At 71.6% G+C, this 14,199-nt stretch carries 14 protein-coding genes and 1 pseudogene; 5 read left to right on the forward strand and 10 right to left on the reverse strand.

The window, feature by feature from the left end; genetic code table 11:
* Positions 1–8: 8 nt before the first annotated feature.
* A pseudogene (locus B7C62_01790) lies at positions 9–287 on the forward strand (MBL fold metallo-hydrolase).
* A gap of 88 nt (positions 288–375) precedes the next feature.
* On the opposite strand, the gene B7C62_01795 reads toward B7C62_01790, so the two are convergent.
* On the reverse strand, positions 376–1,413 hold the full coding sequence (locus B7C62_01795; GenBank protein ID ARF71127.1) for an ATP/GTP-binding protein: 1,038 nt from the start codon (positions 1,411–1,413) through the stop codon (positions 376–378).
* Positions 1,414–1,679: 266 nt separating this feature from the next.
* Complete coding sequence (locus B7C62_01800; protein ARF71128.1) at positions 1,680–2,609, reverse strand: hypothetical protein; 930 nt, start codon at positions 2,607–2,609, stop codon at positions 1,680–1,682.
* Positions 2,610–2,907: 298 nt separating this feature from the next.
* Here B7C62_01800 and B7C62_01805 point away from each other — a divergent pair, with 298 nt between their 5' ends.
* Both B7C62_01805 and B7C62_01810 read left to right on the forward strand, forming a co-directional pair.
* On the forward strand, positions 2,908–3,885 hold the full coding sequence (locus B7C62_01805) for a LacI family transcriptional regulator (protein ARF76936.1): 978 nt from the start codon (positions 2,908–2,910) through the stop codon (positions 3,883–3,885).
* A 173-nt stretch (positions 3,886–4,058) separates the two neighbouring features.
* Positions 4,059–4,283 carry a hypothetical protein gene (locus B7C62_01810; protein ID ARF71129.1) on the forward strand — a complete coding sequence of 75 codons (225 nt, stop codon included), beginning with the start codon at positions 4,059–4,061 and terminating at the stop codon, positions 4,281–4,283.
* Positions 4,284–4,302: 19 nt separating this feature from the next.
* Here the strand turns inward: B7C62_01810 and B7C62_01815 are convergent, their stop codons facing one another.
* From B7C62_01815 to B7C62_01835, 5 genes are all read right to left on the reverse strand, one after another.
* A complete protein-coding gene (locus B7C62_01815) occupies positions 4,303–5,601 on the reverse strand; it encodes an aldolase (protein ID ARF76937.1) in 1,299 nt (432 codons plus the stop codon).
* A gap of 164 nt (positions 5,602–5,765) precedes the next feature.
* Positions 5,766–6,728 carry an electron transfer flavoprotein subunit alpha gene (locus B7C62_01820; protein ID ARF71130.1) on the reverse strand — a complete coding sequence of 321 codons (963 nt, stop codon included), beginning with the start codon at positions 6,726–6,728 and terminating at the stop codon, positions 5,766–5,768.
* A gap of 61 nt (positions 6,729–6,789) precedes the next feature.
* Positions 6,790–7,575 carry an electron transfer flavoprotein subunit beta gene (locus B7C62_01825; GenBank protein ARF71131.1) on the reverse strand — a complete coding sequence of 262 codons (786 nt, stop codon included), beginning with the start codon at positions 7,573–7,575 and terminating at the stop codon, positions 6,790–6,792.
* A 205-nt stretch (positions 7,576–7,780) separates the two neighbouring features.
* On the reverse strand, positions 7,781–8,290 hold the full coding sequence (locus tag B7C62_01830) for a flavin reductase (protein ID ARF71132.1): 510 nt from the start codon (positions 8,288–8,290) through the stop codon (positions 7,781–7,783).
* A gap of 196 nt (positions 8,291–8,486) precedes the next feature.
* A complete protein-coding gene (locus tag B7C62_01835) occupies positions 8,487–8,813 on the reverse strand; it encodes a thiol reductase thioredoxin (protein ARF71133.1) in 327 nt (108 codons plus the stop codon).
* A 231-nt stretch (positions 8,814–9,044) separates the two neighbouring features.
* Between B7C62_01835 and B7C62_01840 the strand changes: the two genes are divergently transcribed.
* Positions 9,045–9,767, forward strand: coding sequence for a 1-acyl-sn-glycerol-3-phosphate acyltransferase (locus tag B7C62_01840; GenBank protein ID ARF71134.1), 723 nt, complete (start codon positions 9,045–9,047; stop codon positions 9,765–9,767).
* 184 nt (positions 9,768–9,951) lie between these two features.
* Here B7C62_01840 and B7C62_01845 read toward each other — a convergent pair whose 3' ends face one another.
* From B7C62_01845 to B7C62_01855, 3 genes are read right to left on the reverse strand one after another with little or no spacing between them, the layout of a single operon-like run.
* Positions 9,952–11,031 carry a threonine aldolase gene (locus B7C62_01845; protein ARF71135.1) on the reverse strand — a complete coding sequence of 360 codons (1,080 nt, stop codon included), beginning with the start codon at positions 11,029–11,031 and terminating at the stop codon, positions 9,952–9,954.
* Entirely contained in the window at positions 11,010–11,777 is a 768-nt protein-coding gene (locus B7C62_01850) for a short-chain dehydrogenase (GenBank protein ARF71136.1), read from the reverse strand. The genes B7C62_01845 and B7C62_01850 overlap by 22 nt, the downstream gene beginning before the upstream one ends.
* A gap of 26 nt (positions 11,778–11,803) precedes the next feature.
* Positions 11,804–13,201 carry a hypothetical protein gene (locus B7C62_01855; protein ID ARF71137.1) on the reverse strand — a complete coding sequence of 466 codons (1,398 nt, stop codon included), beginning with the start codon at positions 13,199–13,201 and terminating at the stop codon, positions 11,804–11,806.
* A 293-nt stretch (positions 13,202–13,494) separates the two neighbouring features.
* Here B7C62_01855 and B7C62_01860 point away from each other — a divergent pair, with 293 nt between their 5' ends.
* Positions 13,495–14,178: a glycerophosphodiester phosphodiesterase gene (locus B7C62_01860; protein ID ARF71138.1), complete on the forward strand. Its 684-nt coding sequence runs from the start codon at positions 13,495–13,497 to the stop codon at positions 14,176–14,178.
* Positions 14,179–14,199: the final 21 nt, after the last annotated feature.

Below are 14,199 nucleotides of genomic sequence, written 5' to 3' on the forward strand. Positions count from 1 at the left end.
GGGCGCCCGCCCCGGTGATCCAAGGCGAGCTCCCCGTACCGGAACCGGACCTCCTCGACGGGGAACGCCCGCTGTACGAGCACGGGTCGGCGGTCCCCGAGGCCCCGCCCACCCGGGCCGACCGCGAGGTGGCCGACGGCGAGGTGCTGCCGTTCGGCGGCGGGGCCCGGGTGGTCCATGCCCCCGGCCACACGCCGGGCCCCATCGCCCTCCATCTGCCGCGCCACGGAGTCCTGTTCACCGGGGGCTGCGTGGCAGAGGCCGGGGAGGTGACGCCCGGCGTGTTCACCCAACAGGAAATCCCGTGGGCGCTTTCAGCCCACCGCGCCGCCCGTGGACACGTTCAGGCCACCGCGCCACCCGTGGACACCACGTTCAGCCCACCGGCACGCCCGCCTCCAGGTTGAGCACCGTGGACCGTTCGCGCGCCCGCAGGGCCCAGCGCAGCCGCTCGTAGCGGGTGGGCGGCAGCATCCCCGCCGCCTCCTCCTCCGTGGCGAAGCGCCAGCCGCGCAGTTCGGAGCCGGGGAGCAGCAGCCGGGCGGCGTCCTCGGAGCGCAGCAGCCCGCCGTCGAAGAGGAAGCGCAGTCCGCCGTAGCCGGGCGGGGAGGGCGACTCCCAGTCGACGAGGAGCAGCGTGGGGACCCGGTCGAGCCGGAGCCCGATCTCCTCGGCCACCTCCCGCACCCCCGCCTGCGCCGGGGCCTCGCCCTCCTCCACGACCCCGCCGGGGAACTCCCAGCCGGGCTTGTACGTGGGGTCGACGAGCAGCACCCGGTCCTGTTCGTCGAAGAGGAGCACCCCGGCGGCGACGGTCGCGGCGGTCGGTTCGGGGCTCTGGACGATCTCGCACACCCCGGCGGCGCCGGTGCGGACGGCCTCGGCGATCCGCTCGGCGGTCTCGCGCGGGGTGAGCGCGCCGTTGTCGACGACGTGGGCGTCCTCGGTGATCCAGCCGAGGGCGTCCCGGTAGGGGCCGATGTGGTCGTACGCCCACCGGTTGACGCGCTCGCTCTGCTCACGGTCACCGGGGTGCTCCACCCGGCCCGCTATCCGCCTGCGCAGGATCGTTTCCTCAGGTGAGAGGAGCACATGCCGGACCGGGATGCGCCGGGAGGCGAGCCCGCCGAATATCTCGTCCCGGTACTCCTGCCGCAGCAGGGTCATCGGCACCACCAGCACCCCGGGCACCTCGGCGAGCAGCGCGGCCGCCGTGTCCACCAGGAGCCGCCGCCAGATCCTCAGGTCCTGGAAGTCGTCCACCTCGGCCAGCTTCTTCTGGGGCAGCAGACCGCGCAGCGCCGCCCCGGTGAGCTCCGGGTCGTACAAGGTGCTGTTCGGGATCAGATCGATCAGTTCGCCTGCGACGCTGGACTTGCCCGCGCCGAACGCCCCGTTGAGCCAGACGATCACGGTTCCCCCTCTTCGTAGCCCCCTGTGGCTTGCCCGCAACACCCTGCCGTGGAAACCCCGCGGCGGCGACGGCGTTGCCGGGATGCGGGCATCCGGCCCGTTTTGGGCCGAGGAGTGCACGGCGCGTACGAAGGCGCACTCCTCGGCGCACGGCCACGCGCGACGGCAAGCGGGCCGCCAGGGCAAGCAGGCCGTCAGAGGACCACCAGGGCGGCCAGGAGCTGCCAGAGGAGCCCAGAAGAGCCGCCAAGGCCGCCAAGAGGCGTCTACCGCAGTGCGATCGCCGCCGCCGCGGCCCCGACCAGCCCCGCGTCGGTGCCCATCACAGCGGGGGCGACCGTGAGTCCGCGCACGAAGGAGAGCGTGGCGTAGTCGGCCAGGCTGCGCCGCAGCGGCGTGAAGAGCACGTCACCGGCGCCCGCCACTCCCCCGCCGATCACCGCGATGTCGATCTCGACCAGAGTGGCGGTGGCGGCGATCCCGGCCGCGAGCGCCTGGGCGGCCCGCTCGTACGAGGCGGTGGCCACCGGGTCCCCGGCGCGCGCGGCGGCGGCCACCGCGGCGGCCGTGGCGTCGCCGTCGGGGCCCGGGAGCCAGCCGTCCGCCAGGGCGCGGCGGGCGATGTTCGGGCCGCTGGCGATGCGTTCGACGCAGCCGCGCGCTCCGCAGGGGCACGGGTCGCCGTCCAGGTCGACGCTGATGTGGCCGATGTGCCCGGCGTTGCCGGAGGGGCCCGGGTGCAGGGAGCCGCCGAGGACCAGACCGCCGCCGACGCCCGTCGACACGACGAGGCAGAGCGCGTTGTCGTAGCCGCGCGCCGCCCCGAGCCAGTGCTCGGCCGCCGTCATCGCGACCCCGTCGCCGACGAGCGCGACGGGCAGCCCGCCGATGGTCTTCTGCACCCGCTCCACCAGCGGGAAGCCGCGCCAGCCGGGGACGTTGACCGGACTGACCGTGCCCGCGCCCGCGTCGACCGGCCCCGCGCTGCCGATCCCGGCGGAGCCCGCGCGGGCCCACAGCGGAGAGGCCGTCAGCTCGCCGAGCACCTCGTCGACCGCGCCCATCACCGCCTCGGCACCCTCCCGGGCGGGCGTCGGCCGCTGCGCCCGTACGAGGAGGGTTCCATCGCCGTCGACCAGCGCGCCGGCGATCTTGGTGCCGCCGATGTCGAGCGCGGCGACGAGGTCGGTATCCATCGGTGTGGCTTCTCCGGGTGAGTGAAGGGCGGGACCTGCGGGTTCAGTCAATAGTCTGCACAGTCTCTCTGGCGTTGACAACGTTGTCCAGGGCCTATGCTCGACGCCACGGCCTCCGTTCGTCTCCGCGACAGGCTCCGCGGGCCGTCCGGAGACGCCCGTATGCCGCCCGAATCGCCGATCGCCGACCCCGCCAGAGCCCCCGCCCGCCCCTCCCCGCCCGTATCCGACGACAGGACAGCGCACTGTGGACCGGACCCCCCGTCATTCCGAGACCCGTTACGGCAACCGGCCGACCATGAAGGACGTGGCGGCCCGCGCCGGAGTGGGCCTCAAGACGGTCTCCCGGGTGGTGAACAGCGAGCCCGGCGTCACGCCCGACACCGAGCGCCGCGTACAGGAGGCCATCGACGCGCTGGGCTTCCGCCGCAACGACAGCGCCCGCGTCCTGCGCAAGGGGCGTACGGCCTCGATCGGCCTGGTCCTGGAGGATCTGGCGGACCCCTTCTACGGCCCGCTGAGCCGCGCCGTGGAGGAGGTGGCCCGCGCGCACGGGGCCCTGCTCATCAACGGTTCCAGCGCCGAGGACCCCGAGCGCGAGCAGGAGCTCGTCCTCGCCCTGTGCGCACGCCGGGTGGACGGTCTCATCGTGATCCCGGCGGGCGACGACCACCGGTATCTGGAGCCCGAGATCAAGGCGGGCATCGCGACGGTCTTCGTGGACCGCCCGGCGGGCCGGATCGACGCGGACATGGTCCTCTCCGACAGCTTCGGCGGCTCCCGGGAGGGTGTGGCCCACCTGATCGCCCACGGCCACCGCCGGATCGGGTTCATCGGTGACCAGCCCCGCATCCACACCGCCACCGAGCGCCTGCGCGGCTACCACGCGGCCATGGCGGACGCGGGGATCACCGTCGAGGACCGCTGGGTCTCCCTCGGCACCACCGACCCCGGCCGGGTCCGGTCGGCCGCCGAGGCGATGCTCGGCGGCCCCGAGCCGGTCACCGCCCTGTTCGCGGGGAACAACCGGGTGACGGTGACGGCGGTCCGGGTGATCGCGGAGCGGGAACGGCCGGTGGCACTGGTCGGGTTCGACGACATCGAGCTGGCCGATCTGCTCGGCATCACCGTCATCTCGCAGGACGCGGCGGCCGTCGGCAGGACCGCCGCCGAGCACCTGTTCCGCCGGCTCGACGGCGCGGACCACGCCCCGGCCCGGGTGGAGCTGCCGACCACGCTGATCCCGCGCGGCTCGGGCGAACTGCCGCCCGCCTGAGCCCGGTACGGGTCCGCGTCTTCGCGTACGGGCTCGTACGGCTCTCCACGCTTCGCGCAAGTGCCCCGTACGGCCGCAGGCTTCACCCGCACGCGCCTGTACGGCTCGCACGCTTCCTTTACACGCCCGTACGACCCCGGCACCACGCCCGGGGCCGGGCCGCTCGGGGCCTGGTGCCGCAGGAACGGCCGGAGCGGTTCCTGACGTCGGCCGCTGACGGCACGTCAACCGTCGGCCGCCGACCACCGGCCCGTCGTCCCCACCACCGGGCTGCCGATCCGACGGGCACGCTGTACGTTGCCGACTTCAGCGACAACCGGGTGGTGGAGCTGCCGGTACGCGGCGGCCCGCGCACCCCGGCCGGACTGTCCGTACCGCAGCCGGGGCACGACGCCTGACCGCTACTGGCGGCCGCCCCTACGGAGCCGTGACCGTCAGGTCGCCCCGGCGCGGCGAGGCGAAGGCGTCCAGGTCGGCGCGGGTCAGGCCGGTCAGCCGGGCGACCTCGGCGGTGTCGAGCGCGCCGCAGTCGATGCCGCGCAGCAGGTAGCCGCTGAGCGCCTTGGCGGTGGCGGGCTCGTCCATCACGTCACCGTCGGTTTTGGCGACGTACGCGGCGAGCCGGGCGGCGGCGGGCTCCAGGCCCTCGCGGTAGAAGGCGTAGACGGCCGCGTAACGCGTCGGCAGGTGCCCGGGGTGCATGTCCCAGCCCTGGTAGTACGCGCGGGCCAGAGCGCGGCGGGTGAGGCCGTAGTGCAGCCGCCAGGCTTCGTGCACCCGGTCGGTCGTGCCGACGGGCAGGACGTTGGTCGAGCCGTCGGAGACCCGTACGCCGGTGCCCGCGGCGGCGACCTGCATGACGGCCTTGGCGTGGTCGGCGGCCGGGTGGTCGCTGGCCTGGTAGGCGGCGCTGACGCCGACGCAGGCGCTGTAGTCGAAGGTGCCGTAGTGCAGCCCGGTCGCCCGGCCCCGCGCCGCGTCGATCATGCGCGCGACGGCGGCGGTCCCGTCGGCGGCCAGGATGGACTGGCTGGTCTCGATCTGGATCTCGAAGCCGATGCGGCCCACGTCGAGGCTGTGGGCCTTCTCGAAGGCTTCGAGAAGCTGGACGAAGGCGGTGACCTGCTCGGGGTACGTCACCTTCGGCAGCGTCAGCACGAGCCCCTCGGGGAGCCCGCCCGCCGCCATCAGGCCGGTGAGGAAGACATCGGTGGTGCGGATGCCCCGGTCGCGTACACCGGCCTCCATGCACTTCATCCGGATGCCCATGTACGGGGCGGCGGTGCCGTTCGCGTACGCCTCGGAGACCAGGCGTGCGGCACGGGCGGCGGCCTCGTCCTCCTCGGCGTCGGAGCGGGGCCCGTAACCGTCCTCGAAGTCGATACGGAGGTCCTCCACCGGCTCACGCTCCAGCTTGGCGCGTACGCGGTCGTGGACGGGGCCCGCGAGCTCCTCGGGGATGCCGAGGACGGCGGCGAAGGAGGCGGCGTCGGGGGCGTGTTCGTCGAGGGCGGCCAGCGCCTGGTCGCCCCAGGAGCGGAGGGTGCCGGGCTCGAAGACGTCACCGGGTACGTAGACGGTGTGCACGGGCTGGCGGGTGCCGGGGTCGCCCGGGTAGCGGCGGGCGAGCTCTGCGTCGACCGCCGTGAGGGAGGCGCTGATCTCCTCGCTGACCGTGCCCGCGAGGCTCGTCGCCACCTTCTCCTGCTGACCCATGACCGTACCCTCCACGCTCTCGCTGTTTCCGCTTCCCGGAATCAACAATCCGTATAGTGAAGTTATAAGGCCGTTCGACCTGCGTCAATGGTGGCCCGGAACGGCGCTGGGCCGCGCGGTGTGGTCACCGTGCGGCCCAGCGTTGTGGAAGGAGCAGGGGGATGTCAGCCCTTGCGGTTGTTGATCTCTTCGGTGAGCTGGGGGACGACGGTGAAGAGGTCGCCGACGACGCCGTAGTCGACGAGGTCGAAGATCGGGGCTTCGGGGTCCTTGTTGACCGCGACGATGGTCTTGGAGGTCTGCATCCCGGCCCGGTGCTGGATCGCGCCGGAGATCCCGGAGGCGATGTAGAGCTGGGGGGAGACGGACTTCCCGGTCTGGCCGACCTGGGAGGTGTGCGGGTACCAGCCCGCGTCCACCGCCGCCCGCGACGCACCCACCGCAGCACCCAGACTGTCGGCGAGGGCCTCGATCAGGGGGAAGTTCTCCGCCCCGTTCACCCCGCGCCCACCGGAGACCACGATCGCGGCCTCGGTCAGCTCCGGGCGCCCGGTCGACTCACGCGGCGTCCGCGAAACCACCTTCGTCCCCGTGGCCGCCTCGCTGAACGACACGCTCAGGGCCTCCACCGCACCCGCCGCAGGGGCCGCCTCGACGGGGGCGGAGTTCGGCTTGACCGTGATGACCGGAACACCCTTAGAGACACGGGAGCGGGTGGTGTAGGAGGCGGCGAACACGGCCTGCGTGGCGACGGGTCCCTGGTCACCGGCCTCCAGATCGGTGGCATCGGTGATGATCCCCGACCCGATGCGCAGGGCGAGGCGGGCGGCGATCTCCTTGCCCTCGGCCGAGGACACCACCAGCACCGCCACCGGCGACACCGCATCAAACGCCGCCTGCAACGCATCCACCTGCGGAACCACGAGATAGTCCGCGAACTCCGCCGCATCAGCGGTCAGCACCCGTACCGCACCGTGCTCACCCAGCACACCCGCGGTCGCCTCCGCACCGGCACCCAGCGCGACGGCGACCGGGTCACCGATCCGGCGGGCCAGCGTCAGCAGCTCCAGGGTGGGCTTGCGGACCGCACCGTCCACGTGATCGACCAGAACAAGAACTTCAGCCATGACAACGCACTCCAGACGAGAGAAAGAAGAGGGGGAGGGACATACGGGGTGTGCGCGGGGGCTAGATGAACTTCTGGCCCGCGAGGAACTCGGCCAGCTGCCTGCCGCCCTCGCCCTCGTCCTTCACGACCGTGCCCGCCGTCCGCGCCGGACGCTCCGTCGCCGAGTCCACGGCCGTCCACGCACCCGCCAGACCCACCAGGTCCGCGTCCAGATCCAGATCATCCAGATCCAACGACTCGACCGGCTTCTTCTTCGCCGCCATGATCCCCTTGAACGAGGGGTAACGCGCCTCACCCGACTGGTCGGTCACCGACACCACCGCAGGCAACGACGCCTGAAGCTGCTCGGATGCGGTGTCACCGTCACGCCGCCCGGTCACCACACCGTCCGCGACCGCCACCTCCGACAGCAGCGTCACCTGCGGCACACCCAGCCGCTCCGCCAGCAGCGCCGGGAGAACACCCATCACACCGTCGGTCGAGGCCATCCCGCAGATCACCAGGTCATACCCGGTCTTCTCGACCGCCTTCGCCAAAACCAGCGAGGTACCGATCACGTCCGTGCCGTGCAGATCGTCGTCCTCGACATGCACCGCCTTGTCCGCACCCATCGACAGAGCCTTGCGCAACGCGTCCTTCGCGTCCTCCGGACCCACCGTCACCACCGTGATCTCCGCACCGTCCGCCGCATCCGCGATCTGCAACGCCTGCTCGACCGCGTACTCGTCCAGCTCCGACAACAGACCATCGACATCCTCACGGTCCACCGTCAGATCATCGGCGAACCCCCGGTCACCGGTCGCGTCGGGCACGTACTTCACACAGACAACGATCCTCAAGCTCACGCCGGCTCTCCTACTGCATCGTCATTTCTGGGCTGCCTTGTTGCACGCAGCATAGGCGCCTTACAGGGCCGTTTCCGGCCGGGTGGGCCGAGGCCCCACCCGATATTACTCGCCAGTACACCCAGTCTCTTACCCCTGAGCAAGCGCTCCGTACTGTGACCTTGCCTACGGCGGAAACGGTCCTGCACGCACCACTCGCTCGCCCTCAGTCTCGCAGAGCCGTGAACCGTCCCTGGTGGTAGACCAGCGGCCGGCCCGCCCCCGAGGGGTCGCCCGCCACGGCTTCGGCGATCACGATGCGGTGGTCCCCGGCCGGGACCCGGGCCACCACGCGGCAGACCAGCCAGGCGGGGACCCCGGCCAGCACCGGAACACCCTCGGGGCCACTGCTCCAGTCGGTGGACGGGCCGAAGCGGTCGGCGCCGCTGCGGGCGAAGGTGGCGGCCAGCTCCTGTTGGTGCTCGCCGAGTATGTGGACGCCGACGTGCTCGGCCCCGGCCAGCACCGGCCAGCTGGAGGAGGACGTACCGATCCCGAAGGAGATCAGCGGGGGCTCGGCGGCGACGGAGTTGAGCGAGGTGGCCGTGAATCCGACCGGGCGGCCGTCACCGGTCGCGGTGATCACCGCGACGCCCGCGGCGTGGCGGCGGAAGACGGAGCGCAGGAGCTCGGGCGAGGCCGCGAGGGAGGGGGCGAGTTCGGGGGAGGCCGTCATGGAGGTGTCCTTCTGCGAGGAGGGCGTACGGGGCCGTGGTTGCTCAGGCACCCGGACAGCGCGCACTCGCGTGGCGTGCGAGGTCCACATGGACCCGGCCGTAGAGAAGGAGTTCTGGCGGCATAGCGTCAGACTGACGATGCGTGGCGGGTGCAGTCAAGTGCGTCCCGCAATGTGGGAGATGCGTCACGGTCCGTCATATGGCTCGCCCCAGCGCCGCGACGACGTCGGCGGTGCGCGGCTGACCGGACGCGCGGCGGACCACTTCGCCCGTGCTGTCGAGCACGAGCACGGTCGGCGTCCTCGTGATGCCGAGCTGCCGCACGAGCGTGAGATGCGCCTCGGCGTCGATCTCGATGTTCGCGACCCCTTCGACCATGGCGGCCACCTCCACCAGGGTGCGGCGGGTGGCCCGGCACGGCTGGCAGAAGGCGGTGGAGAACTGCACGAGCGTCGCCCGTTCCCCCAGTTCCGCGCCGAGTTGGGCCGCGTCGAGCCGCTGCGCGGGTGTTCCGCCGTCCACGTGTCGCCTCCTGGTCCAGAGCCCTTCGCAAGGAGTCAGCACCGGCAGGACGCCGGGCATTCCCGCAGCTCGGAGGTGACGGGCACGTGACGAGAATCTCGCCGTCCGAGCCCACCGGGACTGGTCACGGGCCCGCGCATGGGGCACCATCGCCACAATGCCGAAAACCTACGGCTGCGTAACTTCCGCCGGGAGAACCCTCCCCAGGCACTGAAGAAGGGTCTTCCCCAGATGGCAGAACTCGTCTATCGACCGGTCGTCGGCGCCGCTCTCACTCTGTTCAAGGCGCTCGACCTGAAGATCGACACTCAGGGTTCGGAGCACATCCCGAAGACCGGCGGGGCGGTGCTGGTCAGCAACCACATCAGCTACCTCGACTTCATCTTCACCGGCCTGGGCGCTCTGCCGCAGAAGCGGCTCGTGCGCTTCATGGCGAAGGAATCGGTCTTCCGGCACAAGGTCTCCGGTCCGCTGATGCGGGGGATGAAGCACATCCCCGTCGACCGCAACCAGGGCGAGGACGCGTACGCGCACGCGCTGCGGTCGCTGCGCTCCGGTGAGATCGTCGGCGTCTTCCCCGAGGCCACGATCTCGCAGTCGTTCACGCTGAAGAGCTTCAAGTCGGGTGCCGCGCGCCTGGCCCAGGAGGCCGGGGTCCCGCTGATCCCGATGGCGCTCTGGGGCACGCAGCGGATCTGGACCAAGGGGCGGCCGCGCAACTTCAAGCGCAGCCACATCCCGATCACGATCCGGGTGGGCGAGCCCGTGGAGGCGCCCGCGGACCAGTACGCGGGCGCGATCACCCGGCGGCTGCGGGAGCGCGTGCAGGAGCTGCTGGAGGCCGCCCAGCGGGCGTACCCGGTGCGTCCGAAGGACGCGAGTGACACGTGGTGGGTCCCGGCCCATCTCGGCGGTACGGCCCCGACGCCCGCCGAGGTCCGCGAGCGCGGCTGACCGGCCGCGCACCCCCTGCGCACCCTCCGAACACCCTGCACACCCCCCACTCAGACCTCTGAGCCCCCGACGCACACCCGCCGGGGGCTCAGAAGTGTGTGGGAGGGGGCACGCGCGAAGCGGCCGACCGGAGATCAGTCGATCTCCGGTCGGCCGCTTACTCATGCGGGCACAAGGGGCCGCGCTACCGCGCCATCTCTTCCTTCAGCGCCTGGAGGAAGGCGTCCACGTCGTCCTCGCGGGTGTCGAAGGAGCACATCCAGCGGACGTCTCCCGCGTTCTCGTCCCAGAAGTAGAAGCGGAAGCGCTCCTGGAGCCGCTCACTGACCGCGTTCGGCAGCCGGGCGAAGACGGCGTTGGCCTGGACCGGGTAGAGGATCTCCACGCCGTCGACGGCGCGGACGCCCTCGGCGAGCCGCTGGGCCATGGCGTTGGCGTGCCGGGCGTTGCGCAGCCACAGGTCCTTGGCGAGCAGCGCCTCCAGCTGGACGGAGACGAAGCGCATCTTGGAGGCGAGCTGCATGGAGAGCTTGCGCAGGTGCTTCATCGCCCGGACCGCGTCGGGGTTGAGCACGACGACGGCCTCGCCGAACAGGGCGCCGTTCTTGGTGCCGCCGAAGGAGAGCACGTCGACGCCGACCGTGTTGGTGAACGTGCGCATCGGCACGTCCAGGGAGGCGGCGGCGTTGGCTATCCGGGCCCCGTCGAGGTGCACCTTCATGCCGCGCTCGTGGGCGTGGTCGCAGATGGCGCGGATCTCGTCGGGGGTGTAGACGGTGCCCAGCTCGGTGTTCTGGGTGATCGAGACGACCTGCGGCATGGCCCGGTGCTCGTCGTCCCAGCCGTACGCCTGCCGGTCGATGAGCTCGGGGGTGAGCTTGCCGTCCGGCGTGGGTACGGTGAGGAGCTTCAGGCCGCCCATCCGCTCGGGCGCGCCGCCCTCGTCCACGTTGATGTGCGCGGACTCGGCGCAGATGACCGCGCCCCAGCGGTCGGTGAGCGCCTGGAGGGCCACCACGTTGGCTCCCGTGCCGTTGAAGACCGGGAACGCCTCGGCGGTGGGGCCGAAGTGGCTGTGCATGACGCGCTGGAGGTGGCCGGTGTAGTCGTCCTCGCCGTAGGCGACCTGGTGGCCGCCGTTGGCGAGGGCGATGGCCGCGAGGATCTCGGGGTGCGCGCCCGCGTAGTTGTCGCTCGCGAACCCGCGCACCTGCGGGTCGTGGTGGCGGCGCGCGTCGGTCCTTACGGTTGCGGGGTCAGCCACAGGCGCTTTCCGTTCACTTCGGGGGCGGGCTTGTCCCAGACGCCGGCGATGGCCTCGGCCAGCTCCGTGACGTCGGTGAAGCCCGCGAACTTCGCATTCGGGCGTTCGGCGCGCATCGCGTCGTTCACCAGTGCCTTGACCACCAGGATCGCAGCAGCGGCCGCCGGCCCGTCCTCGCCCCCCTCCTTGCGGAAGGCGTCGCCGAGCGCGAGGGTCCATGCCTCGGCGGCGGCCTTGGAGGCGGAATAGGCGGCGTTGCCCGCGGTGGGCTTGCCGGCGCCCGCGGCGCTGATCAGCAGGTAACGGCCCTTGTCGCTGCGCTGAAGGGGCTCCTGGAAGGCCAGTGAGGTGGACTGGACGGTGCGGATGAGCAGCTTCTCCAGCAGGTCCCAGTCCGCGAGGCTGGTCTCCTGGAACGTGGCGCTGCCGCGCCAGCCGCCGACGAGGTGCACCAGGCCGTCGATCCGGCCGAACTCGGCCTCGGTCCGCTTGGCCCAGTCCCGGGTGGCGTCGACGTCGAGCAGGTCGATGGTCTCCCCGGTGACGGTCGCGCCGCCGTGGGCGTAGCGGGCGGCGTCCACCGCCTCCGCGAGCCGCTCGGGGTTCGCGTCGCAGCCGACGACGGTCGCACCGGCCTCCGCGAGCCGCAGCAGTGTCGCGCGGCCCGCGGGCCCCGCAGCTCCCGCGACCGCGATCACAGCACCTTCGAGCACGCCTGTCCCCTCGCCCTTACTCGTTCCGTTCATGGCCACCGCCTCCTCAGGAGATGCGTTCACGCGGCTGCCTTCTCGGCGCTCGCGGCGGTAATTCCCTTGGCGGAGGCAATCACGTGCTTCAGCTTCTTGGCGAGCGCCTCATAGAACATGCTCAGGGGAAACTCGTCCGGAAGCACGTCGTCGACGAGCTTGCGAGGCGGCTGAGTGAGGTCCAGGGCGTCGGGACCCTTGGCCCAGGTGGACCCGGGGTGCGGGGCGAGGTAGGTGGAGACCAGGTCGTAGGCGGCGAACCAGTGGACCAGCTTGGGGCGGTCGATCCCGTCGCGGTAGAGCTTCTCGATCTCGGCGCAGAGCTGGTTGGTGACCTGCGGGGCACGCTCCCAGTCGATCTTCAGGGTGTTGTCCGTCCAGCGGACGACGTCGTGCTTGTGCAGGTAGGCGAAGAGAAGCTGGCCGCCGAGGCCGTCGTAGTTGCGGACGCGGTCGCCGGTGACCGGGAAGCGGAACATCCGGTCGAAGAGGACCGCGTACTGGACGTCACGGCCGTGCGCGTTGCCCTCGGCCTCCAGTTTCACGGCCTCCTTGAAGGCGGTGAGGTCGCAGCGCAGCTCCTCCAGGCCGTACATCCAGAACGGCTGGCGCTGCTTGATCATGAACGGGTCGAACGGCAGGTCGCCGTGGCTGTGGGTGCGGTCGTGGACCATGTCCCACAGGACGAACGCCTGCTCGCACCGGGTCTGGTCGCCGATCATGTCGCGGATGTCCTCGGGCAGCTCCAGGCCGAGCAGCTCGACGGACGCCTCGGTGACACGGCGGAAGCGGGCGGCCTCGCGGTCGCAGAAGATGCCGCCCCAGCTGAAGCGCTCGGGGGCCTCGCGCACGGCGATGGTCTCGGGGAAGAGGACCGCGGAGTTGGTGTCGTAACCGGCGGTGAAGTCCTCGAAGGTGATCCCGCAGAAGAGCGGGTTGTCGTAGCGGGTGGCCTCGAGGTCGGCGAGCCACTCGGGCCAGACCATCTTCAGGACGACGGCTTCGAAGTTGCGGTCCGGGTTGCCGTTCTGCGTGTACATCGGGAAGACGACCAGGTGCTGGAGGCCGTCGACCCGGTTCCGCGCGGGCTGGAAGGCGAGCAGCGAGTCCAGGAAGTCGGGTACGCGGAAGCCGTCGGCGACCCAGCGGCGCAGGTCGGTGACGAGTGCACGGTGGTAGGCGGTGTCGTGCGGCAGCAGCGGGGAGAGCTCCTCCACCGCGCCGATCACGCGCTCGACGACACGCTCGACGGTCGCGGGCGACGGGGCGCCCTCGGCCTCGAAGTCGATGGAGCCGTCGGCGGACTGCCAGGGGCGGATCTCCTCGACGGCGTCCCTGAGCACAGGCCAGGCCGGGTGCTCGACCACCCGGGGGGCAGTAGCTATCGCGCCGTCGGCGGCATCGTGCACAAGAATTTCCGTCATAACACTTCCTCCACGGGAGAACCTCGCGTGGAGCCACCGTAGCCGGGCCGGGTTCCTTCACACAAGTGAAGTCCCGAAAATTATCCTGCGTACCCCCTATGGTCACCGCTGTTTTTCCTGTCGCATGCGGGGTAGGCGCACACTTCTCACCGCTGTTGCGGTGCCCGGCCGACCGGGCCCGCACGGCGGCAGACATCCACGGCCCCGGCCGTTACCCTCCCCAGTGCCGTAAGCCGTAACTCCGCGCGGACAGCAGCAGTCGGCGGCCGGACGCCGACGGAAACGAGGTCGCCTTGTCCTTTCTCACCCTGGGCCATCGCGGAGTGATGGGCGTCGAGCCCGAGAACACCCTGCGCTCCTTCGTGGCCGCGGAAGCGGCGGGGATGGACGCCATCGAGCTGGATCTGCACCTCAGCAAGGACGGCGCGCTCGCGGTGATGCACGACGCGGCCGTGGACCGCACCACCGACGGCACCGGGCCGATCGCGGGCAAGACCCTGGCGGAGCTGCGGGAGCTCGACGCCGGGAAGGGTGAGCGGGTCCCCGTCTTCGAAGAGGTCCTGGACGCGGTGAAGGCCCCGCTCCAGGCCGAGATCAAGGACGTGGCGGCGGCCCGGGCCCTGGCGGAGGTGATCCTCGCCCGCGACCTGGCCGGGCGGGTGGAGGTCTCCTCGTTCCACGACGAGGCCGTCACGGAGATCGCCCGGCTGGTGCCGGGGGTGCGTACGGTCCTGATCGCCAGCCGCTGGGGCGGGGACATCGTGGACCGGGCGCGGGCGGCGGGGGCGGCCACGCTCGCGCTGAACATCCGGCGGCTCACCCTGGAGACCGTGGAGCAGGCGCACGCCGAGGGGCTGAAGGTGATCGGCTGGGTGGTGAACACCCAGGACCATCTGCGGCTGGCCCGGGCGCTGGGGCTGGACGGCGCGACCACGGACTTCCCGGAGATCCGCCGCACGGGCCGCTTCACGGCCTGAGCCCGGCGCCCTGCGCGACCC

This window comes from Kitasatospora albolonga, from assembly GCA_002082585.1.
Lineage (GTDB): Bacteria > Actinomycetota > Actinomycetes > Streptomycetales > Streptomycetaceae > Streptomyces > Streptomyces stephensoniae.